Source organism: Pseudomonas sp. LB3P25 (genome assembly GCF_054897985.1).
Window position 1 is genome coordinate 3,862,396 of sequence record NZ_CM142711.1, and the last position, 21,493, is coordinate 3,883,888.

Annotated in this window: 19 protein-coding genes; 10 read left to right on the top strand and 9 right to left on the bottom strand. The window is 60.6% G+C overall.

Annotated elements, in window-relative coordinates:
• Positions 1-170 precede the first annotated feature (170 nt).
• Positions 171-1,277 carry an enoyl-CoA hydratase/isomerase family protein gene (locus ACYZTW_RS17520; protein WP_462001070.1) on the top strand — a complete coding sequence of 369 codons (1,107 nt, stop codon included), beginning with the start codon at positions 171-173 and terminating at the stop codon, positions 1,275-1,277.
• Between the two features lie 3 nt (positions 1,278-1,280).
• On the top strand, positions 1,281-2,432 hold the full coding sequence (locus ACYZTW_RS17525) for an acyl-CoA dehydrogenase family protein (RefSeq protein WP_462001071.1): 1,152 nt from the start codon (positions 1,281-1,283) through the stop codon (positions 2,430-2,432).
• A gap of 219 nt (positions 2,433-2,651) precedes the next feature.
• Here ACYZTW_RS17525 and ACYZTW_RS17530 read toward each other — a convergent pair whose 3' ends face one another.
• From ACYZTW_RS17530 to ACYZTW_RS17555, 6 genes are all read right to left on the bottom strand, one after another.
• Positions 2,652-3,425 (bottom strand): enoyl-CoA hydratase, encoded by a 774-nt coding sequence (locus ACYZTW_RS17530; protein ID WP_462001072.1) that lies wholly within the window; start codon positions 3,423-3,425, stop codon positions 2,652-2,654.
• Positions 3,426-3,439: 14 nt separating this feature from the next.
• On the bottom strand, positions 3,440-4,567 hold the full coding sequence (locus ACYZTW_RS17535; RefSeq protein WP_140678919.1) for an acyl-CoA dehydrogenase: 1,128 nt from the start codon (positions 4,565-4,567) through the stop codon (positions 3,440-3,442).
• 157 nt (positions 4,568-4,724) lie between these two features.
• Positions 4,725-5,918 carry an acetyl-CoA C-acyltransferase gene (locus ACYZTW_RS17540; protein ID WP_462001073.1) on the bottom strand — a complete coding sequence of 398 codons (1,194 nt, stop codon included), beginning with the start codon at positions 5,916-5,918 and terminating at the stop codon, positions 4,725-4,727.
• 12 nt (positions 5,919-5,930) lie between these two features.
• A complete protein-coding gene (locus ACYZTW_RS17545) occupies positions 5,931-6,692 on the bottom strand; it encodes an SDR family NAD(P)-dependent oxidoreductase (protein ID WP_462005780.1) in 762 nt (253 codons plus the stop codon).
• Between the two features lie 16 nt (positions 6,693-6,708).
• On the bottom strand, positions 6,709-8,373 hold the full coding sequence (locus ACYZTW_RS17550; RefSeq protein ID WP_462001074.1) for an AMP-binding protein: 1,665 nt from the start codon (positions 8,371-8,373) through the stop codon (positions 6,709-6,711).
• A gap of 249 nt (positions 8,374-8,622) precedes the next feature.
• Positions 8,623-9,639: an AraC family transcriptional regulator gene (locus tag ACYZTW_RS17555; RefSeq protein WP_462001075.1), complete on the bottom strand. Its 1,017-nt coding sequence runs from the start codon at positions 9,637-9,639 to the stop codon at positions 8,623-8,625.
• Between the two features lie 269 nt (positions 9,640-9,908).
• On the opposite strand from ACYZTW_RS17555, the gene efeU reads away from it, so the two are divergent.
• The 4 genes from efeU to efeO (ACYZTW_RS17575) are packed head-to-tail and all read left to right on the top strand — an operon-like array spanning position 9,909 to position 14,133.
• Positions 9,909-10,748 (top strand): iron uptake transporter permease EfeU, encoded by an 840-nt coding sequence (gene efeU / locus ACYZTW_RS17560; RefSeq protein WP_462001076.1) that lies wholly within the window; start codon positions 9,909-9,911, stop codon positions 10,746-10,748.
• Between the two features lie 8 nt (positions 10,749-10,756).
• Entirely contained in the window at positions 10,757-11,956 is a 1,200-nt protein-coding gene (efeO, locus tag ACYZTW_RS17565; protein WP_462001077.1) for an iron uptake system protein EfeO, read from the top strand.
• Positions 11,957-11,972: 16 nt separating this feature from the next.
• A complete protein-coding gene (efeB, locus tag ACYZTW_RS17570) occupies positions 11,973-13,283 on the top strand; it encodes an iron uptake transporter deferrochelatase/peroxidase subunit (protein ID WP_462001078.1) in 1,311 nt (436 codons plus the stop codon).
• 25 nt (positions 13,284-13,308) lie between these two features.
• A complete protein-coding gene (gene efeO / locus ACYZTW_RS17575) occupies positions 13,309-14,133 on the top strand; it encodes an iron uptake system protein EfeO (RefSeq protein ID WP_462001079.1) in 825 nt (274 codons plus the stop codon).
• A gap of 134 nt (positions 14,134-14,267) precedes the next feature.
• On the opposite strand, the gene pssA is transcribed toward efeO (ACYZTW_RS17575), so the two are convergent.
• Positions 14,268-15,611: a CDP-diacylglycerol--serine O-phosphatidyltransferase gene (pssA, locus tag ACYZTW_RS17580; RefSeq protein WP_462001080.1), complete on the bottom strand. Its 1,344-nt coding sequence runs from the start codon at positions 15,609-15,611 to the stop codon at positions 14,268-14,270.
• Between the two features lie 216 nt (positions 15,612-15,827).
• Here pssA and ACYZTW_RS17585 point away from each other — a divergent pair, with 216 nt between their 5' ends.
• A complete protein-coding gene (locus ACYZTW_RS17585; protein WP_462001081.1) occupies positions 15,828-16,391 on the top strand; it encodes a TetR/AcrR family transcriptional regulator in 564 nt (187 codons plus the stop codon).
• A gap of 56 nt (positions 16,392-16,447) precedes the next feature.
• Complete coding sequence (locus ACYZTW_RS17590) at positions 16,448-16,924, top strand: nuclear transport factor 2 family protein (protein WP_010460010.1); 477 nt, start codon at positions 16,448-16,450, stop codon at positions 16,922-16,924.
• A gap of 116 nt (positions 16,925-17,040) precedes the next feature.
• On the opposite strand, the gene sfnG is transcribed toward ACYZTW_RS17590, so the two are convergent.
• Positions 17,041-18,135: a dimethylsulfone monooxygenase SfnG gene (gene sfnG / locus ACYZTW_RS17595; RefSeq protein ID WP_462001082.1), complete on the bottom strand. Its 1,095-nt coding sequence runs from the start codon at positions 18,133-18,135 to the stop codon at positions 17,041-17,043.
• A 348-nt stretch (positions 18,136-18,483) separates the two neighbouring features.
• Between sfnG and ACYZTW_RS17600 the strand changes: the two genes are divergently transcribed.
• Both ACYZTW_RS17600 and ACYZTW_RS17605 read left to right on the top strand, forming a co-directional pair.
• Positions 18,484-19,722, top strand: coding sequence for an acyl-CoA dehydrogenase family protein (locus tag ACYZTW_RS17600; RefSeq protein ID WP_462001083.1), 1,239 nt, complete (start codon positions 18,484-18,486; stop codon positions 19,720-19,722).
• A 190-nt stretch (positions 19,723-19,912) separates the two neighbouring features.
• The gene (locus tag ACYZTW_RS17605; RefSeq protein ID WP_462001084.1) at positions 19,913-20,692 is read left to right on the top strand and encodes a TSUP family transporter; all 780 of its coding nucleotides are present in this window, start codon (positions 19,913-19,915) and stop codon (positions 20,690-20,692) included.
• Here ACYZTW_RS17605 and nudC read toward each other — a convergent pair.
• Entirely contained in the window at positions 20,660-21,490 is an 831-nt protein-coding gene (nudC, locus tag ACYZTW_RS17610; protein ID WP_462001085.1) for an NAD(+) diphosphatase, read from the bottom strand. The genes ACYZTW_RS17605 and nudC overlap by 33 nt on opposite strands.
• Between the last annotated feature and the right edge of the window lie 3 nt (positions 21,491-21,493).

Here is a 21,493-nt window from a genome sequence, read left to right on the forward strand (position 1 = left end):
TAAGCCCGGCCCGCGGCCGTTTTCGCAGAGGAATTCTTCGCCAGCATTACAAAAATGCAGACGAGACCTGCACATATCCCGGTTGTACATCACAAATTTGCACTGTTACGATCCAGCATCGCTCGCGCGCGAGCTTCTCTATAAAGAACAATAAAAGCAGGGAGTTAGTGATGACTGCTCAGGTTTCATCGAAGGGGACTTCGTCCATGGATGCCACGCAAAACGAAGTGCTGGCCGAGGTTCGCAACCACATCGGTCACCTGACCCTCAATCGCCCCACCGGCCTCAACGCCATTACCCTGGACATGGTGCGCAGCCTGCAGCGTCAGCTCGACGCCTGGGCACTGGATCCGCACGTACACGCGGTGGTGTTGCGCGGTGCTGGCGAGAAGGCTTTCTGTGCCGGCGGTGACATCCGCTCGCTGTACGACAGCTTCAAAAACGGCGACACGCTGCACGAAGATTTCTTCGTCGAGGAATACGCCCTCGACCTCGCGATCCACCACTACCGCAAACCTGTGCTCGCCTTGATGGACGGTTTTGTCCTGGGCGGCGGCATGGGCCTGGTACAAGGCGCCGACCTGCGGGTGGTCACCGAGAAAAGCCGTTTGGCGATGCCGGAAGTGGCGATCGGTTATTTCCCGGATGTCGGTGGCAGCCATTTCCTGCCGCGCGTTCCCGGTGAACTGGGTATTTACCTCGGCGTCAGCGGCGTGCAAATCCGCGCCGCCGATGCGCTCTATTGCGGCCTGGCCGACTGGTACCTGGAAAGCGACAAGCTGGGCTCTCTGGACGAGCAACTCGATCAGCTCGAATGGCACGAAACCCCGTTGAAAGACCTTCAAGGTCTGCTGGCGAAACTCGCCGTGCAGCAACTGCCGGCTCCGCCATTGGCGGCGTTGCGCCCGGCCATCGATCACTTCTTCGCCCTGCCCGATGTGCCGAGTATTGTTGAGCAACTGCGTGAAGTAACGGTCGCCGACAGCCACGAGTGGGCCACGACCACCGCCGACCTGCTGGAAAGCCGTTCACCGCTGGCCATGGGCGTGACCCTGGAAATGCTCCGTCGCGGCCGGCACCTGAGTCTGGAAGACTGCTTCGCCCTTGAGCTGCACCTGGACCGTCAGTGGTTCGAGCGCGGCGACCTGATCGAAGGCGTACGCGCCTTGCTGATCGACAAAGACAAGAAACCGCGCTGGAACCCGCCGACCTTGCAGGCGCTGGACGCCGAGCACGTCGCGAGTTTCTTCACGGGTTTTGACCAAAGCGGGAGCTGAGCCATGCACGATATCGAATTGAGCGAAGAGCAAGTCATGATCCGCGACATGGCCCGGGACTTTGCCCGCGGCGAAATCGCGCCCCACGCCCAGGCCTGGGAAAAGGCCGGCTGGATCGATGACGGTCTGGTGGCGAAGATGGGAGAGCTGGGTCTGCTGGGCATGGTGGTGCCCGAGGAATGGGGTGGCACCTATGTCGACTACGTCGCCTACGCCTTGGCCGTGGAAGAGATTTCGGCCGGTGACGGCGCCACTGGCGCACTGATGAGCATTCACAACTCCGTGGGCTGCGGTCCGGTCCTCAACTACGGCACTGAAGAACAGAAACAGACCTGGCTACCGGATCTGGCGAGCGGTCAGGCCATCGGCTGCTTCTGCCTGACCGAACCCCAGGCCGGTTCCGAAGCCCACAACCTGCGCACCCGCGCTGAACTGCGCGACGGCCAATGGGTGATCAACGGCGCCAAGCAATTCGTCAGCAATGGCAAACGGGCGAAACTGGCCATCGTGTTCGCGGTGACCGATCCGGATCTGGGCAAGCGCGGCATCTCGGCGTTCCTGGTGCCGACCGAAACAGCGGGGTTCATCGTCGACCGCAGTGAACACAAAATGGGCATCCGTGCTTCCGATACCTGCGCCGTCACCCTGAACAACTGCACGATTCCCGAAGCCAACCTGCTCGGTGAGCGCGGCAAGGGACTGGCGATTGCCCTCTCCAACCTCGAAGGCGGCCGCATCGGCATCGCCGCGCAGGCGTTGGGCATTGCCCGCGCGGCATTTGAAGCGGCGCTGGCCTATTCGCGGGATAGGGTGCAGTTCGACAAACCGATCATCGAACACCAGAGCATTGCCAACATGCTGGCCGACATGCACACCCGATTGAACGCGGCACGACTGCTGATCTTGCATGCTGCACGCTTGCGCAGTGCCGGCAAGCCGTGTCTGTCGGAGGCTTCACAGGCGAAGCTGTTTGCGTCGGAGATGGCCGAGAAGGTGTGTTCGTCGGCGATGCAGATTCATGGCGGGTATGGGTATCTGGAGGATTACCCGGTGGAGCGTTATTACCGGGATGCGCGGATTACGCAGATTTATGAAGGGTCAAGCGAGATACAGCGGATGGTGATTGCTCGGGAGCTTAAGAACTATTTGGTGTGATGTTTGGGATCGGGGGTGGTCTTTGAAATCCACCCCTCACCCCAGCCCTCTTCCCATAGGGGAGAGGGGGAAAGGGAGCAGATCTTCAAGCTATTCAAACTTGAGTTCGGCTCGGAATTGCAGGTCGAAGAACTTCTACAAAACAACTCGGTCAGTCCCCTCTACCCTTTGGGGAGAGGGCTAGGGTGAGGGGTGGATTTCAAGACCACCCCCGCAATATCACTTACCCTTAAACTCCGCCTCACGCTTACCAATAAACGCCGCCATCCCTTCCTTCTGATCCTGCGTCGCAAACGCCGCATGGAACACCCGACGCTCAAAGCGCACACCTTCCGACAGGCTCACTTCAAACGCGCGGTTGACGCTTTCCTTGATCATCATTGCAATCGGCAACGACTTCTTGGCAATCAGCGCCGCGACTTTCAACGCTTCTTCCAGCAACTCATCAGCCGGAACAATCCGCGCCACAATCCCGCAACGCTCCGCTTCCACCGCATCGATCAAGCGACCGCTGAGGCACATTTCCATGGCCTTGGCCTTGCCCACGGCGCGGGTCAGGCGCTGGGTGCCGCCCATGCCCGGCAGTACGCCGAGGTTGATTTCCGGCTGACCGAATTTGGCGTTGTCGCCGGCCAGGATGAAGTCGCACATCAGCGCCAGTTCACAACCACCGCCCAAGGCGAAACCGTTGACGGCGGCAATGATCGGCTTGCGGCGGTTAGCCACGCGATCGCTGTCGCTGAACAGGTCGTCGAGGTAGATCTGCGGGTAGGTCAGTTCGGCCATTTCCTTGATGTCGGCGCCGGCCGCGAACGCTTTTTTCGAGCCGGTCAGCACGATGCAGCCAATGTTCGAATCGGCTTCCAGGCCATCGAGGGCGTGGTTCAGCTCGCTGACAATTTGCGCGTTCAACGCATTCAGCGCTTGCGGACGGTTCAGGGTGATCAGGCCAACTCGACCATGGGTTTCCAACAAAATCGTTTCGTAGTTCACAAGTAGCTTCCTTCTCAAAGATTGCGCGAAATGACCATGCGCTGAATATCGCTGGTGCCTTCGTAGATCTGGCAAACCCGCACGTCGCGGTAGATCCGTTCCAGCGGGAAATCGTTCAAGTAACCGTAACCGCCGAGGGTTTGCAAGGCTGCGGAGCAGACCTTCTCAGCCATTTCCGAGGCGAACAGCTTGGCCATGGACGCTTCGACCAAGGCCGGTTTGCCGCTGTCTCTTAACGCCGCCGCGTAATGCACCATTTGCCGGGCGACGGCAATTTGGGTTGCCATGTCCGCCAGGCGGAACGCTACCGCTTGATGTTCGATGATCGGTTTGCCGAAGCTTTCACGCTCGCGGGCATAGTCCCGGGCCGCTTCGAACGCTGCGCGGGCCATGCCCACCGATTGCGAAGCGATGCCGACACGGCCCCCTTCGAGGTTGGCCAGGGCAATTCGATAGCCTTCGCCCTCCTCGCCCAACCGGTTGGCCACCGGCACCTTCACGTCTTCGAACAGGATCTGGCAGGTGTCAGACGCGTGCTGGCCGAGTTTGTCTTCGACCCGCGCGACTTTGTAGCCCGGCGAATCGGTCGGCACGATCAGCGCCGTGATACCACGTTTGCCGGCACTCGGATCAGTCACGGCGAACACGATCACCACCCCGGCATTCTGCCCGGAGGTGATGAACTGTTTGCAGCCGTTCAACACGTAATGATCGCCTTCCAGACGGGCACGGGTTTTCAAGCCACTGGCGTCGGAGCCGGCCTGCGGTTCGGTGAGGGCAAAAGCCCCGAGCATCGAGCCGCTGGCCAAAGGTTTGAGAAAACGCTCTTTCTGGTCGTCGTTGCCGTACTTGAGAATCGGCACGCAACCCACCGAGTTGTGCACGCTCATGATGGTCGAGCAAGCGCCGTCGCCGGCCGCGATTTCTTCCAGGGCCATGGCGTAGGCCAGGTAACCGGTGTCGCAACCGCCCCACTCTTCCGGCACCAACATGCCGAAGAAGCCCAGCTCGGCCATCTCGCCGATGGCTTCCTTGGGGAAGCGGTGTTCGCGGTCCCACTCGGCGGCGAACGGTTTCAGCCGTTCCTGGGCAAACTGCCGGGCCGCGTCGCTGATCTGAAGTTGTTCGTCATTGGGAATCATGCCAAATCCTTAAAATTATCCTTTCGGCGCAGAACCTGTGGGAGCGAGCCGGCTCCGGGCGGCGTTCCGAAGAATGCGGTGTGTCATTCAACTGTGATGCTGACTGACAGGGCCCCTTCGCGAGCAGGCTCGCTCCCACATTGGGATAGCGCCAGTCTCAATACAGGCATTCAACGGCCATGGCCGTGGCTTCGCCGCCGCCGATGCAGATCGCTGCAACGCCGCGTTTCAGGCCTTTCTGGCGCAGGGCCGAGAGCAAGGTCACGAGAATCCGCGCGCCAGATGCACCGATCGGGTGACCGAGGGCGCAAGCGCCGCCGTGAACGTTGATCTTCTCGTGAGGGATTTCCAGTTTGGTCATGGTCACCAGACTGACCACGGCGAAGGCTTCGTTGACTTCGACCAGATCGACTTCGTCCAGGGACCAGCCGGTTTTTTTCATCAGCTTCTTGATCGCGCCCACCGGTGCCACCGGGAACAGGCCCGGGGTGTCGGCAAACGCCGCGTGGCCGTGAATCACTGCCAGTGGTTTCAGGCCGCGCTTTTCAGCTTCGGAACGGCGCATCAACACCAGCGCCGCGGCACCATCGGAAATTGAGCTGGAATTCGCCGCCGTCACCGTGCCGCCTTCGCGGAACGCCGGTTTCAAGGAAGCGATCTTGTCCAGTTTGGCTTTCGGTGGCTGTTCGTCATTGCTGATCAGCACCTGCTCTTTGCCGACGGTCACGGTGAGCGGCACGATCTCATCTTTGAAGCTGCCGTCCTTGATCGCCTGCTGCGCGCGGGTGGTCGAGGCAATGGCAAACGCGTCCTGGGCTTCACGGGTGAAACCGTTGGTTTCGGCGCAATCCTCGGCGTAGGTGCCCATCAGGCGCCCCTTGTCGTAGGCATCTTCCAGGCCGTCGAGGAACATGTGATCAAGTACACGACCGTGGCCCATGCGGTAACCGCTGCGGGCGCGGTCCTGCAGATACGGTGCGTTGGACATGCTTTCCATGCCGCCGGCGACAACCACGTCGGCGCTGCCGGCCACCAGCATGTCGTGGGCCAGAATGGCCGCTTCCATGCCCGAACCGCACATTTTGTTCAGGGTGGTGCAGCGGGTCGATTTATCCAGCCCGGCGCCCAATGCGGCTTGGCGCGCCGGCGCCTGGCCGAGGCCGGCGGACAGGACGCAACCGAACAGCACTTCTTCAACCGAGTCTGGCGCCACACCGGCGCGTTCGACGGCGGCGCGAATCGCGGCAGCACCGAGTTGTGGTGCGGTCAGGCTTTTCAGTTCGCCCTGGAAACCACCCATCGGGGTGCGGACGGCGCTGACGATAACAATGGGATCGTTAGAAATGGTCATGACAAATCCTCCTTACTTGGCGGCCATGCGCAAGGCGCCGTCGAGACGGATCACCTCGCCATTGAGCATGCTGTTTTCAATGATATGCCTGACCAGCCCGGCATACTCGCTCGGTTTGCCCAAACGTGGCGGAAACGGCACGCCAGCGGCCAGGGACGCGCGGACTTCCGGGGGCATGCCGGCCATCATCGGGGTTTCGAAAATGCCGGGGGCGATGGTCATCACGCGGATGCCGAAGCGCGCCAGTTCACGGGCGGCGGGCAAAGTCAGGCTGACGATCGCGCCTTTGGAGGCAGCATAAGCGGCTTGACCGATCTGGCCGTCGTACGCGGCGGCCGACGCGGTGTTGATGATCACGCCGCGCTCGCCGTCGGCATCCGCTTCGGTTTCGGCGATCGCCGCAGCCGCCAGGCGCAGCATATTGAAACTGCCGATCAGGTTGACGTTGATCACCTGACTGAAATTGGCCAGCACGTGGGGGCCGTTCTTGCCGAGGATCTTCTCACCGCGCACGATGCCGGCGCAGTTGACCAGACCATTCAGGCCACCGAAGGCTTTGACCGTCGCCTGCACGGCGGTTTCAGCCGCGGCTTCGTTGCTGATGTCCGCCACCACGCTTTTAGCGCCGAGACGTTCAGCCTGGGCCGCAACGGCTTCGGCGTTCATGTCCACCAGCATCACTTTGGCGCCCGCCGCGACCAGCATTTCAGCCGTGGCTGCACCGAGACCGGACGCACCGCCGGTGACGAGAAAAATCTTGTTTTCGATCTGCATCATTGTTTCCTTGGATTCAAGCTGAAACGTTCTTCGCGGCGGCCTCTTGAGCCTTGGCGATTTCCTGGTTGCGCAAGATAAAGCGCTGCAATTTGCCGCTTGGGGTTTTCGGCAACTCGCTGACAAATTCGATTTCACGGGGGTACGAGTGCGCGGCCAGTCGTTTGCGCACGTGTTGGCGCAGTTCTTCGGCCAGTTCCGGCGCAGCACGGTATTGCGGGCTGAGTACGACAAAGGCTTTGACCAGTTCGGTGCGCTCTGGATCGGGTTTGCCGACCACGGCTGCTTCGACCACGGCCGGGTGTTCGATCAACGCACTTTCCACATCGAACGGACCGACCCGGTAGCCGGAGGTGGTGATCACGTCATCGCTGCGACCGACGAAGCTGATGCTGCCGTCCGGGTTCCACTCAACGGTGTCGCCGCTCAGGTAATAGTTGCCGACGAAGGCCTTGGTCGGTGCGCCTTCGTAACCGGCGAACCAGCACATCGGCGACTGGGTGCGATCGATGGCCAGAATGCCCGGCTGGCCGACGCCGAGTTCTTTGTACTCGTCATCCAGCACCACGATACGGTGGCCCGGCGAGGCGAAACCGGCGGCGCCCATGTGGATCGGATGCTCCAGGCCATGGTGGTTGCACAGGACCATGCCCAGTTCGGTCTGGCCATAGTGGTCGTGAATGACCACGCCGAGGTTGTCGGCGAACCAGCGAATCACTTCCGGGTTCAGCGGCTCGCCGGCGCTGCTGACGATGCGCAGCTTGCCCTTGATCGAGCGGGCGAATTCGTCGCCACCGGCAATCAGCAGGCGATAGGCCGTCGGCGAACCGGTGAGGTTGGTGATCCCGTATTTGTTGATCACCCGGCAGGTGCTTTCGAGGGTGAACGGGCCATCGTAAAAGGTGATCGGATGCCCCATGGCCATGGGCCCGGTGACCCCGAAATAGATGCCATAGGCCCAACCCGGATCGGCGACGTTCCAGAAGGCGTCTTCGGGGCGCAAGTCCACGGCGTCACGGGTGTAGCTCTGGAAGGCGACGATGGCCTTGAGCGGCACAGACAGCGCTTTCGACGGACCGGTAGTGCCCGACGTGAACATCAGCAGGAACGGGTCTTCGCCGGTCAGCAGGACCGGTTCGCACTCAGGAGAATAATTGGCCAGTTCGGCCCAGAAGCTGTAATCGCCGCGGACGATGCCTTGGCCTTTAGGGCCGGCGACGGTGACGATGGTCGGGCAGTCGGCGACTTCAGAGAGTTTGGAGCGATTGCCCGCGTCGGTGACCACCACTTTGGCGCCTGAGCAACTGAGGCGGTGTTCGATGGCTTTCGGGCCGAAGGCCGTAAACAGCGGCTGATAGACCGCGCCGATGCGCCAGGTGGCGAATACGGTGATCAATAGTTCGATGTTACGTGGCAGGAGACCGGCCACCTTGTCGCCCTTTTTCACGCCCTGTGCCAGGAGGAAATTGGCGAAACGTGCAGCTTTGTCCTGCAAGTCGCTGAAGGTGTAGGTCGCGCTGGCGCCGTCGCGGCCTTCCCAGAACAGCGCGATGCGCCCCGGCAAGGCATGCCGGTCGCAACACTCGACGCACGCGTTGAGGGCAGTCAAATCGCCCGCCAGCGCGGTATCGACGGTGTGCTGATAATTGAACTGTGATGTAGCAGACAAATAATCGCGCATTGCCAGAATCCCACTGTATTTTTATTAGGTTGGGGGAACCGTAATTAACAGGGAAATACTCGCTCTGCGCGGGGCGCGGGACAATGGTCAAAGCTATCAAGTTGCGTGACTGGTTTGGCCAAGATTCAAGGGATGTGGTGCCTGCCAGGGCTTCTTCGCGAGCAGGCTCGCTCCCACAGGGGAACGCATTCCAAATGTGGGAGCGAGCCTGCTCGCGAAGAGGCCGGCTGCATCACCACCCAATCCGGATCAGCTCGCCTCATTGAGGATCAAACTCCGGTAATGCCCCGGATTTGACCCTGACCACTTGCGAAACGCCTTGTAGAACGAGCTGGCGTCGGCAAACCCCAAACGCGTGGCAATCTCGGCGAAGCTAATCGCAGGCTCGGCCAGCCAAACAATCGCCAGCTCCTTGCGCACGCTGTCCTTGAGCCCTTGGTAAGTCTGGCCCTCTTCGGCCAGGCGCCGACGCAGGGTGGAAGCCGACATGCACAGCTGTTGTGCCAGGGGTTCGGTTTCCGGCCAGTGTTCGGCGGGCAGTTGCCGCAAATCGTGCTTGATCCGGCTGGCCAGGCTCTGCGGGTCGCGGTACTTGACCAGAATATTGGCTGGCGCATGGGCCAGGAAACGCTTGAGTTCGTCCGCGCTGCGTTTGATCGGCAAGTCCAGGCACTCGGCGGAGAAAATCATCCGCGTGCGCGGCCGGTCGAAACGCAGGTTCTCGGAGAACATCACCTGATAGTCATCGCAGAAATCCGGTGCCGGGCAGCGCAACTCGATGGCCAGGATCGGAATCCGCCGCCCCGCCAGCCAGCAGGCGACGCCGTGAACGATCATCCAGTAAGTGAAATAAGTGAAGGCGCGGCGCGGGTCCTGGTCGTCTTCGAGCAGGACGATTTCCGCCAGGCTTTGCTGACGAACCAGCTGCGCGGGCAGGTGTTCGAGCATCAGCGACAAAAAGCTCAAACCCGAGGTCAGACCGGCGGCCAGGCTCGGCTGAACCATGGCGCAGCGACAGAGAAACGCCAGACTGCCGGATTTGAGTTTGCGTGGGTCCATGCCAAAAAACTCATCGTCCCGGCGTCGGGCCAGCAAACGCCAAAGACGTGCATATGCTGTGGCCGGAACGCGTGCATCGCTGCTTTCGAGAAGTGCCGGATCGATGCCGACTTTGTTCAATACCTCTTCGGTAGCGACTCCCGGGGCGCAGCTTTGCAACAGCGCTTCACGCACCAGTTGAATGGAGATGGTGTCTTTTTCCGACATTGACCGAGGCGAGCCTTGTTCTTGTTTGAGTGAGGGGCATATTAGCGCAGAACCCTGTGGGAGCGAGCCTGCCCGCGAAGGGGCCGTACCAGTCAGTATTGATGTCGCCTGACACGCCGCTTTCGCGAGCAGGCTCGCTCCCACAGGGGGACGATGTGATATTCAGGGTTGTTCAGGTTAGGTTCAGGTAAATGCTAATGAGTGCCATTTGGGAATGAGTGTCATTATGTTACAAATTAGCACCCTATCTAATGACGCCCCGGTGCTGAATGCTCGTTCCTTTTCTGATCATGTTGCGCGAAGGCATTGAAGCCGCGCTGATCGTTGGCATCATCGCCAGCTACCTCAAGCAGACCGGCCGCGGCCAGTGGATGCCCGCGGTGTGGATCGGCGTGTTCCTCGCCGCGGCCTTGGCCCTGCTGGTGGGCGGTGGCCTGGAACTGGTCAGTGCCGAGTTCCCGCAGAAGCAACAGGAACTGTTTGAAGGGGTGGTCGGCCTGATCGCCGTGGGCATTCTCAGTTCCATGGTGTTCTGGATGCGCAAAGTCGCGCGTTCAATCAAACAGTCGCTGCACGTTTCTCTCGATCACGCGCTGACCGGTTCCAGACACCAGGTCACGGCGCTGATCGCCATGGTGTTTTTCGCCGTGGCCCGGGAAGGTCTGGAAACGGTGTTCTTCCTGCTCGCGGTGTTCCAGCAGAGCGAAGGCCCGGCGGCGCCGATCGGCGCCCTGCTCGGCTTGATCCTGGCGATCATCGTCGGTTTCCTGATCTACACCGGCAGCATGCGCCTGAACCTGGGGGCGTTCTTCCGCTGGACCGGCCTGTTCATTCTGGTGGTGGCTGCCGGAATCCTTGCCAACTCCGTACAGGCGCTGCATGAAGCCGGGGTCTGGAATCACCTGCAAACCGTACTCTTCGACTTCAGCGCAACGCTGCCGATGGATGGCCCGCTGGGCTCGGTGATGGCCGGAATGTTCGGTTACCAGGACGCGCCGACCGTCAGCACCCTCGGGGCGTATCTGATTTATCTGGTGGTCGCGCTGGTGATGTTTTTTCTCCCGGCCGCGGCATCGGCTAAACAACCTTCTTCCGTTTCCAGTCAGTAAGGGCACCCATGCCAAATCAAGCCTCTCCCCAGGCCTTCCCTCCCCGCGCCTTGCGCTGGGCGGTGGCCGGTTCGGTGATCGTGATGATCGCCGCCGGTGGCCTGTTCTACTACGCCTCGAAAATGGCCGCCGCCAAGCGTCAGACCCACCATGACGAAGTGCTGGTGACCATTCACCCACACAGCTGCGAGCCGAATGCACTGAGCGTCCCGGCCGGTCGCGCCAGTTTCCGCATCGTCAATCGCTCGGACCGGGCCGTTGAGTGGGAAATTCTCGACGGCGTGCTGGTGGTCGAAGAGCGGGAAAACATCGCCCCCGGCCTGAGCCAGGTGATCAATGCCAACCTGTTGCCCGGTGACTATGCGATCACCTGCGGCCTGCTGAGCAATCCGCGCGGCACCTTGCACGTCAGCCCGACGGCCGCTTCAGACGCTGCGGCCAAGGCCAAACCTTCGATGGTGGCCTTTGTTGGCCCACTGTCGGAATTCCGCGTTTACCTGAGCACTCAGAACAGCGCGCTGATCAAAGCCGTCACCGCCCTTGAACACGCTATCGAAGCCGGCGACCTCACTCAGGCGCAAGCCTTGTATGTGCCAGCCCGCGCCGCGTATCAACGGATCGCCCCGGCCGCCCAGCGTCTGGCCGAGCTGGACAATACGATCAACGCCCGCGCCGATTACTTTGAGAAACGCGAACTGGATCCGGGCTTTGTCGGCTTCCACCGGCTCGAATACGCCCTGTTCCAGCAACGCACCCTCGACGGTCTGACGCCCGTCGCCCAGCGTCTGATCGCCGACGTCACCACGCTCAAACAACAACTGCCGGCCCAGTCGCTGCCGCCTGAGCAATTGGTGAGCATTGTGGTGCGCAACCTCAACAGCATTGCCGATGTGCGCGCCAGCAGCGGTGAAGAAGAACGCTATAGCCACACCGACTTGAACGGTTTTGCCGCCAACCTCGACGCCACCCGCAAGGTCGTCGACCTGTTGCGCCCGTTACTGAGTAAATCCGCCGCTGAATTGCTGCCGAAGATAGACAGCGCCGTCATTGCGTTCGACGCCGAACTCAACGACTTCAAGGTCAAGGAAGGCTACGCGAGCTACGACAGCGTCAGCGCCGAGCAGCGCAAACAGATCGCCGACAAGGCCAAGGTTCTGGCCGATGCACTCGATGGAATCGATCCCGCCCTTGGCCTTTCCGGCCTGTAAGCAGAAGAACAAACCGATGAACGATACAGAACAATTCAACCTCCAGCGTCGCCGGGTATTGATGGGCATGGGCGCCGCTGGCGTGGCATTGGCCGGCACCGTACTCAGTTGCCCGGCGATGGCCGCCAGCCCGGCGCAAGTAACTGAAGCGCCGAGCAGCGACAAGACCGAAGACCGCCACGCGTTCCACGGCAAGCACCAGACCGGCATCGTCACCCCGCGCCAGGCCTGCGGCATGCTGGTGTCGTTTGACGTATTGGCCAGCGACCGCGAAGACCTGGAGCGCTTGTTTCGCACCCTCAACGAGCGCATCGCCTTCCTGATGAAGGGCGGCCCGGTCACGCAGGTCGATCCGAAACTGCCGCCGGTGGATTCGGGGATTCTCGGCCCGGTGGTGACGCCGGACAACCTGACCATCACCGTGTCGGTGGGCGAATCGCTGTTCGATCAACGTTTCGGTCTGGCCGCCGCCAAACCCAATCGGCTGATCCGCTTGGTCGGTTTTCCCAACGATGCGCTGGAAGCCGATTGCTGCCACGGCGACCTCAGTGTGCAGTTCTGCTCCAACACCACCGACACCAACATCCACGCCCTGCGCGACATCGTGAAGAACCTGCCGGACTTGCTCCTGGTGCGCTGGAAACAGGAAGGCAGCGTGCCGCCCCAGGCCCCGGTCAAACCCGGTGTACCCGCGCAGAGCGCGCGCAATTTCCTGGGTTTTCGTGATGGCTCGGCCAACCCGAACTCCAACGATGCCAAGGTCATGGACAGCATCGTCTGGGTCCAGCCCGGCAGCGACGAACCGGCCTGGGCGGCCAATGGCAGTTATCAGGCCGTGCGGATCATCCGCAACTTCGTCGAGCGCTGGGACCGCACGCCGCTGCAGGAACAGGAAAGCATTCTCGGCCGGGTCAAGAGCACCGGCGCGCCGATGGGCGGCGAGCACGAAACCCAGGTCCCGGACTATGCCAAGGACCCTGAAGGCAAGTTGACCAAGCTCGATGCGCATATCCGCCTGGCCAACCCTCGCACCGCGGCGACACAGGCCAACCTGATCCTGCGCCGGCCGTTCAACTACTCCAACGGCGTGAACAAGAACGGTCAGCTGGACATGGGGCTGCTGTTCATCTGCTATCAGGCGGATCTGCAAAAAGGCTTCATCACCGTACAAACCCGACTCAACGGCGAGCCGCTCGAGGAATACCTCAAACCGGTCGGCGGCGGGTACTTCTTCACCCTGCCCGGCGTGACGGGCGACAAGGATTTCATCGGTCGCTCGCTGCTTGACGCCACACGACCAGCTCTTCAACCAAAAGCAACCGCATAACCAACCCCCAACACGGAACCGTCCCATGCATAACTCGCCCCTCGCGTTACTGCTGACCCTTGGCTTGCTCAACACCCCGCTTTCGGCTTTCGCGGCGACGGCGCCGCTGGAGTTGGTGGGGCCGATCTCGGACTACAAGATTTACGTGACGGAACAGCTCGATGAGCTGGCCAGCCACACCCAACAGTTCACCGACGCCGTGAAAAAAGGTGATCTGGCCACCGCCAAAAAGCTCTATGCCCCGACCCGCGTCTACTACGAGTCGATCGAGCCTATTGCCGAATTGTTCAGTGACCTGGACGCGTCCATCGACTCCCGTGTCGATGACCACGAAAAAGGCGTGAAAGCCGAAGACTTCACCGGTTTCCACCGCATCGAATACTCGTTGTTCTCGGAAAACAGCACCCAGGGCCTTGGCGAACTGGCCGATGGCTTGAACAAAGACGTAAAAGACCTGCAAACCCGCGTCGCCGGCCTGACCTTCCCGCCGGAAAAAGTGGTGGGCGGCGCCGCTGCACTGCTTGAAGAAGTCGCCGCGACCAAGATCTCCGGTGAGGAAGATCGCTACAGCCACACCGACCTTTATGATTTCCAGGGCAACATCGATGGCGCGAAGAAAATCGTCGACCTGTTCCGTCCGCAGATCGAAAAGCAGGACGCGGCCTTCATTGCCAAAGTCGACAAGAACTTCGCGACGGTGAACAAGACGCTGGCCAAGTACAAAACCACAGACGGTGGTTTTGAGACATATGACAAGGTGAAGGAAAACGACCGCAAGGCGCTGGTCGGGCCGGTGAATACACTGGCTGAGGATTTGTCGACGTTGCGGGGGAAGTTGGGGCTGAACTGAGTTTTTTGTAGCGTCTGATCGGGCCCTTTCGCGAGCAGGCTCGCTCCCACATTGGATTTGTGATCCACACTCCCTGTGGGAGCGAGCCTGCTCGCGAAGGCATTTTGGAGGGCGACGCACCTACCCCGCCATGCTCACAGAATCCGATAGAGCAACCGCTCGATCCGCACCCGACTCACGCGTTTGAGAAACTTGGCCACCGCCGCCGGGTATTCCAGCAGCGTTTCCAGGTCCTGGTAACGCTCGATGCGGCGGGTGTTCTCGAAAATTTCCGCCAGCTCTTTACGACGCGGCTCCAACAACTCGCCTTTCGGATCATCAATCAGCAAGGCGTTTTCCAGGTCGAGACGAAACGCCCGCGGGTTGAGGTTGTTGCCGGTCAGCAAGGTGTAGCGCTGATCGATCCACATGCCCTTGAGGTGATAGGTGTTGTCGCCGTCACGCCACAGGTGCAGGTTCAACTGGCCGCTGTCGATGCTGCGATGATGCCGCTTGGCGAAACGCCGAAGGCTGATCTCGTAAAGATAAGGCAGCGCCGAGATCACCTTGAACGGCTCGCTCGGCGGGATGTAGAAGTCGTTGGCCGTCTTGTCGCCGACAACGATGTCGATCTTCACGCCCCGCGCCAGTGCCCGGTTGATTTCCCGGATCACGGCCAGCGGCAAGTTGAAGTATGGCGTGCAGATGGTCAGTTGATGTTGAGCGCTGGCGATCAACTCGCAAATCACTCGGTTCAACGGATTGTTCTTGCCGACACCGAGCAATGGGCTGACCGACAAACCACCCTTTTGCGTGGTGCCTGTCGTGGTGTCGTACGCCGCGTGCTTGAGGCGGCTGCGCAAGTCGCCGATGTCGTTGCGCAGGCTGCGAGTGGTTGGCAGGTTCGGCAAATCCAGACGATGCACCGCTTTGGAGGCGATCAGACCGTGCTGAATCAGGTGCTGCATCGAATCAGCCAGGGCGCGGTTCTGCAGCAGGTGATAACGGTCGTAGCGGTATTTGTCGAACTTGTGCAGATAGACGTTGTTCAGACTCGCGCCGCTGTAGATCACACAGTCATCGATCACAAAGCCTTTCAAATGCAACACGCCGAACAGCTCTCGGGTCTGCACGGGAACACCATACACCGGGACTTCACTGGCATGAGTGCGGGTCGTTTCCTGATACCAGGCCGAGTTGCCCGGCTGCTTGCCGGCGCCGATCAAGCCGCGCTGGGCACGCAGCCAGTCAACGACCACCACCACGTCCAGTTCCGGACGCGCCAGTTTGGCCGCGTGCAAGGCATCGAGAATTTCCTGGCCGGCTTCATCCTGTTGCAGATAGAGCGCGACGATATAAATGCGCTGGGTGGCGCTGGCGATCTTTTCCAGCAGACACCGACGAAACTCGGCAGCGCCAGAAAGGATGGTGACGGCATCGGCGGTCAGCGGAAAACTGCGCAGTTTGGGCAGCAGAGAGCGTTTGAAAAGCGACGGCATAGGGCTCGCAAAAAGGTCGAATCCGAAGAACCCGAGAGCTTACACCATGGATCGGTTCGGGTCTTGTTACTGTCTGTAATGCCCCCTTCGCGAGCAGGCTCGCTCCCACATTGAAATGCATTCCCCTGTGGGAGCGAGCCTGCTCGCGAAAGCGATTTTTCAGGCGACAAAAATATCTTCTTGACCAAGGAGAACGATCGTTCTACTGTTCGCCACATGAACGAAATAATCAGCAACGACACACGCGACATCATTCTGGATGTCACCGAAAAGTTGATCTACAAAAGTGGCATCGCGGCCACCGGAATGGATCTTCTGGTGAAAACCGCCGGCGTCTCCAGAAAAAGTATTTACCGCTACTTCGCCAACAAGGAGGAGCTCACCGTCGCGGCCCTGCAACGCCGTGATGTGCGCTGGATGCATTGGTACAGAAGCGAAGTCGACCAGGCCGAAACGCCGGCCGACCGGTTGCTCAACCTGTTTACCGTGCTCAAGGCCTGGTTCGCCTCCGAAGGCTTTCGTGGCTGTGCATTCATCAACACCAGCGGTGAAACCGGCGACCCGCAAGACCCGGTTCGCCTGGTCGCCAAAGACCACAAACAGAAGCTGCTCGACTACGTGCGCGAGCTCTGCACCGAACATGGCGCCGCAGACCCGGAGACGCTGGCCGAACAGCTGCTGATCCTGATCGACGGTGCCATTACCGTGGCGCTTGTCATGGGTGATCACAGTGCCGCCGATAATGCGCAATGCATGGCGCGAAAGTTATTGGACCTGTAACACTTTAACCAAGCCCGACAACTTGCTAGAACTTTACTTTGATAGGGAGACTATTAATGTCTAATGCCGAAGTTCGTCCGCCATTGCCGCCATTCACCCGTGAATCGGCCATCGAAAAAGTACGCCTGGCCGAAGACGGCTGGAACTCCCGCGATCCAGAACGCGTGTCGCTGGCCTACACCCTGGACACCAAATGGCGTAACCGCGCCGAGTTCGCCTACAACCGCGAAGAAGCCAAAGGTTTCCTGACGCGCAAATGGGCCAAGGAACTGGATTACCGCCTGATCAAAGAACTTTGGGCCTTTACCGGCAACCGCATCGCCGTGCGTTATGCCTACGAATGGCACGACGACTCGGGCAACTGGTTCCGCTCCTACGGCAACGAAAACTGGGAGTTCGACGAGAACGGTTTGATGGCCAATCGGTTTGCCTGCATCAATGACATGCCGATCAAGGAAAGCGACCGCAAGTTCCACTGGCCGCTGGGCCGTCGTCCTGACGACCATCCAAGTCTGTCCGACCTGGGTCTGTAAGCACAATTCCAATGTGGGAGCGAGCCTGCTCGCGATGGCGTCCTCAAATTCAACATCAATGTTGACTAATAGACCGCTATCGCGAGCAGGCTCGCTCCCACAGGGTTTTGTGGTGTTCAGGCGACCGCAGCTTGCGGCTTCACGCCTGCCTTGGCTTCAAGCTCCCTCACCAACGGCAACACCCGCTGACCGAAATACTCCACCTCCTCCTGAAAGTGCAGAAACCCCGCCAACACCAGGTCCACACCCACCGCTTTCAACGCGACGATCCGCTCGGCAATCTGCTGCGGCGTACCGATCAGGTTGGTCTTGAAGCCATCGTTGTACTGCACCAGATCCTCGAACGTCGACTTGGCCCAGTTCCCCTCGCCCTCAGGTGACGCCCTGCCCGCCTGCTTCGCCGCGTCGCCAAATGCGTTCACCGCCTCCGGGTCTGCCTGATCGATGATTTGCGCCAGCACGGCTCGCGCTTCTTCTTCGGTGTCTCGGGCAATGACAAACGCGTTCACGCCGACTTTCACCGAATGATTGTTTGCCGCCGCCTTGGCGCGGATGTCATCGACCTGGGCCTTGATGCCTTCCGGGGTGTTGCCGTTGGTGAAGTACCAGTCCGAAACCCGCGCCGCCATGTCCCGAGCCGCGCGGGAACTGCCACCCTGGAAGATTTCCGGCTGACCCAACGGTTTGGGTTTGAGGCTGTAGTTGTCGAAACGGTAGAAGTCACCGCGAAAGGTAAAGTTGTCCTGGCTCCAGATGCCCTTCAGCGAGCGGATGAATTCTTCGGAGCGGCGATAACGCTCGTCGTGTTCCAGCCAGTGTTCGCCAATCGCCTGGAATTCACCCTTGAACCAGCCACTGACAATGTTCACCGCCACCCGGCCGTTAGTCAGTTGGTCGATGGTCGCCAATTGTTTGGCCGCCAGCGCCGGTTGCCAGGGGCCGGGCAGGATGGCGGCGATCACTTTCAGTTGAGTGGTGGCGGCCAGCAGCGCATGGCTGAAGGCGACCGATTCGTGCTGGTACTCGGCGCCGTAACCGGCGGTGAAGCGAATCTGCGTCAGGGCGTATTCAAACCCCGCCTCTTCGGCCAGTTGCGCCAGTTTGCGGTTGTAGTCGATGCCCCAGTGGGTGCGTTGCTCGATCTTGCTGACCACCAGCCCGCCGCTGACGTTCGGCACCCAGTAGGCAAATTTGACGGCTTGCTGACTCATTGGCATGTCCTCGGGACTTTAGGGATGTCCTGGGGTGAGAGCAGCAACCGTGCCACCGCCAATCTTTGAGGTGAGCCGAGAACTGTGGCGAGGGAGCTTGCTCCCGCTGGGCTGCGCAGCGGCCCCAAGTTTTTGTGAGCACTGCGCACTCAAGCGGGAGCAAGCTCCCTCGCCACAAATGTGGGTGTGTCTGAGGCAATTTGCTGCTGCGCTGTTGGCAGGGCAACAGTTGCAGACGGAGCAAACCCACACCAGCCCGCAATAGCTGGCCTCTGGGTTTCGGCATGGACCCTGCAATCACCCCTGGCAGACGCAACACTTTCTACTGCCGATCCAAGGAGCCGTCCCATGACCGAACACCAGGTAATCAATCCGCTGTCCATTGGCACCGACTACGAAGCGCTGGCCGCAAAGTTCCGGCCGATTTTCCAACGCATCGCCGCCGGTGCCGTTGAGCGCGAACAGTCCCGCAGCCTTCCGTACGAACCGATTCAGTGGCTCAAGGACGCCGGGTTTGGCGCGGTGCGGGTGCCGATTGAATACGGCGGTGACGGCGCCTCCCTGCCACAACTGTTTGAGCTGCTGATCGAATTGGCCGAAGCCGATTCCAACGTACCTCAGGCCTTGCGCGGGCACTTCGCTTTTGCCGAGGATCGCTTGAACTCGCCACCTGGGCCGGCCCGGGATCTATGGTTTAAACGCTTCGTCGACGGTGACATCGCCGGCAATGCCTGGACCGAAATTGGCAGCGTCGCCATTGGCGATGTCATCACCAAAGTCTCGCCTCACGGCGATCAATGGAGGCTCAACGGCGAGAAGTTCTACAGCACCGGCAGCCTGTTTTCCGACTGGATCGACGTGTACGCGCAACGCAGCGACACCGGCGGCGACGTGATTGCCGCCGTCCGAACCCACCAGCCGGGCATCGTGCAGAGTGACGACTGGGACGGCTTCGGCCAGCGCACCACCGGCAGTGGCACCTCACGGTTTATCGATGCCGACGTGGAGGCCGAGAACATCATCGACTTCGCCACCCGCTTCAAATACCAGACCGCGTTTTATCAGTTGGTGCTGCTGGCGACTCTGGCCGGGATCGGTCGTGCGGCGTTGCGCGATGTGGCTCATCAGGTGCGTGAACGCAAACGCATCTACAGCCATGGCAATGCGCAGCACGTCAGCCAGGATTCGCAGGTGCAGCAAGTGGTCGGTGAAATCGCGGCATTGGTGTATGCGGCCGAAGCCAGCGCTTTGAGGGCTGCACAACCGGCGCAGCGGGCTTATCTGGCGCGATTCTCGGGTGATGAAGCCTTGGAACAGACGGCGAATGTCGCGGCGGAAATCGAATCGGCCAAGGCGCAGGTGGTGGTTTCTGAGCTGATCCAGCGAGCAACCACGCAACTGTTCAACGCACTGGGGGCTTCGGATACTCGCGTGGGTAAATCGCTGGACCGACACTGGCGCAATGCGCGGACGGTGTCGTCGCACAATCCGGTGATTTACAAGGCGCGGATTGTCGGGGATTGGGCGATCAACGGGACCGAACCGCCGTTTGTGTGGCAGATCGGGAACGGGCCACAGACCAAGTGATGTGTCGTCAGGGATGACGCCTTCGCGAGCAGGCTCGCTCCCACATTGATCTGTGCAACGCCGCAGATCCCCTGTGGGAGCGAGCCTGCTCGCGAAGAGGCCAGACAGGTCGCCGCAGTAGTTGGATATAGGTAAGATATCGGCCCTTCCCCGCAGCCCCGTTCTGCACCCCGCCGAATAAGCCGATTCCATGCCTTTCGAACTCAGCGTTGACCTCACCACCCTGGCCATTCTGGCCCTTGTCGCTTTCATTGCCGGTTTCATCGACGCCATTGCCGGCGGCGGTGGTTTGTTGACCACCCCGGCACTGCTGACCGCTGGCCTGCCGCCGCATCTGGTGCTGGGCACGAACAAACTCAGTTCGACATTCGGCTCGGCCACCGCCAGTTTCACTTTCTACCGACGCAAGCTGTTCCATCCCAGGCAGTGGATGCACGCCATTGTCGGCACGCTGGTGGGCGCATTGACCGGTGCCGTGGTCGCTCACTACCTGCCGGCGGAATGGCTGAACAAGATGCTCCCGGTGATCGTTTTCGCCTGCGGCGTCTATCTGTTGTTTGGCGGCACGCCGAAAGCGCCGCTGGACAGCGACGCACCGATCAAGAAAAAGTGGCAATCGACCCAAGGCTTCAGCCTTGGTTTCTACGACGGCGTGGCCGGCCCCGGCACGGGCGCGTTCTGGACCGTCAGCACCCTGCTGATGTACCCCGTTGATTTGGTGAAGGCCAGCGGCGTGGCGCGCAGCATGAACTTCGTCAGCAACATTGCGGCACTGTCGGTGTTCGTGTTTTCCGGGCAGGTGGACTGGATCATCGGCCTGAGCATGGGCCTGTCGGTGATGGTCGGGGCATTCTTCGGCGCTCGCACCGCCATCAGCGGCGGTGCGAAGTTCATTCGCCCGGTGTTCATCACCGTGGTGCTGGGCTTGACCGTGCGGTTAGCCTGGCAACACTGGTTCAGCGTGGCCTAAGCGCCGCGCCACATAGACGTCGATCAAGTAACGGGCAATCGAGCGTGACGCCGGCAACGGCGGCAGCTCATGAACGTTGAACCACTGGGCGTCTTCGATCTCGTCTTCCTGACACACGATTTCGCCACCGGCGTATTCGGCATGGAACCCCAGCATCATCGAATGCGGGAACGGCCAACACTGGCTGCCCATGTACTGGATGTTCTTGACCTCGATCTGCACTTCTTCGCGGACTTCGCGAATCAGGCAGTCTTCGGCCGACTCGCCCGGTTCGGCAAACCCCGCCAACGTGCTGTAAACCCCGGTGACAAAGCGTGGTGAACGCGCGAGCAGGACTTCATCGCCACGGGTCACCAGCACGATCATGCTCGGCGAAATGCGCGGGTAATAGCGCAAATCACACGGCTCGCAGTACATCGCCCGCTCACGCGGAACTTGCGTCGCCGCCTGACCACAGTTGCCACAAAAGCGATGCTCGCGGTACCAGGTGCCAATCTGCGCGGCATAACTGAGCACCTTGTAGACCGTATGGTCGCCTTCGAGCATGAACGCCCGCAGGCCTTTCCAGTTACAGCCCGGCACGTCACTGTGACTGCGCAGCTCCAGCAAATAGACCGGTTCGCCGTCCAGGTGACCGATGCCATGTTCAGCGAGGATCGACAGATCCTGGCGCTTGAGCCATTCGCGGGGGAACAGCGCGCCATTGTCATCGAACAGAAAGCCTTCTGGGCTGCGCGCCACGGCCCAGCCGCCGGGCTGACCGGTGTCCAGTACTGCAGTGGTCCAGCGTGAAGTCATTTT

Bases quoted from the DNA above. Each gene is read 5' to 3' on its own strand.
- ACYZTW_RS17525 (WP_462001071.1), top strand. From the start codon at position 1,281: ATGCACGATATCGAATTGAGCGAAGAGCAAGTCATGATCCGCGACATG.
- ACYZTW_RS17605 (WP_462001084.1), top strand. From the start codon at position 19,913: ATGCCTTTCGAACTCAGCGTTGACCTCACCACCCTGGCCATTCTGGCC.
- pssA (WP_462001080.1), bottom strand. From the start codon at position 15,611: ATGCCGTCGCTTTTCAAACGCTCTCTGCTGCCCAAACTGCGCAGTTTT.
- ACYZTW_RS17540 (WP_462001073.1), bottom strand. From the start codon at position 5,918: ATGACCATTTCTAACGATCCCATTGTTATCGTCAGCGCCGTCCGCACC.
- efeB (WP_462001078.1), top strand. From the start codon at position 11,973: ATGAACGATACAGAACAATTCAACCTCCAGCGTCGCCGGGTATTGATG.
- efeO (WP_462001079.1), top strand. From the start codon at position 13,309: ATGCATAACTCGCCCCTCGCGTTACTGCTGACCCTTGGCTTGCTCAAC.
- sfnG (WP_462001082.1), bottom strand. From the start codon at position 18,135: ATGAGTCAGCAAGCCGTCAAATTTGCCTACTGGGTGCCGAACGTCAGC.
- ACYZTW_RS17590 (WP_010460010.1), top strand. From the start codon at position 16,448: ATGTCTAATGCCGAAGTTCGTCCGCCATTGCCGCCATTCACCCGTGAA.
- ACYZTW_RS17545 (WP_462005780.1), bottom strand. From the start codon at position 6,692: ATGCAGATCGAAAACAAGATTTTTCTCGTCACCGGCGGTGCGTCCGGT.
- ACYZTW_RS17555 (WP_462001075.1), bottom strand. From the start codon at position 9,639: ATGTCGGAAAAAGACACCATCTCCATTCAACTGGTGCGTGAAGCGCTG.
- ACYZTW_RS17535 (WP_140678919.1), bottom strand. From the start codon at position 4,567: ATGATTCCCAATGACGAACAACTTCAGATCAGCGACGCGGCCCGGCAG.
- efeU (WP_462001076.1), top strand. From the start codon at position 9,909: ATGCTCGTTCCTTTTCTGATCATGTTGCGCGAAGGCATTGAAGCCGCG.
- ACYZTW_RS17550 (WP_462001074.1), bottom strand. From the start codon at position 8,373: ATGCGCGATTATTTGTCTGCTACATCACAGTTCAATTATCAGCACACC.
- nudC (WP_462001085.1), bottom strand. From the start codon at position 21,490: ATGACTTCACGCTGGACCACTGCAGTACTGGACACCGGTCAGCCCGGC.
- ACYZTW_RS17520 (WP_462001070.1), top strand. From the start codon at position 171: ATGACTGCTCAGGTTTCATCGAAGGGGACTTCGTCCATGGATGCCACG.
- efeO (WP_462001077.1), top strand. From the start codon at position 10,757: ATGCCAAATCAAGCCTCTCCCCAGGCCTTCCCTCCCCGCGCCTTGCGC.
- ACYZTW_RS17585 (WP_462001081.1), top strand. From the start codon at position 15,828: ATGAACGAAATAATCAGCAACGACACACGCGACATCATTCTGGATGTC.
- ACYZTW_RS17600 (WP_462001083.1), top strand. From the start codon at position 18,484: ATGACCGAACACCAGGTAATCAATCCGCTGTCCATTGGCACCGACTAC.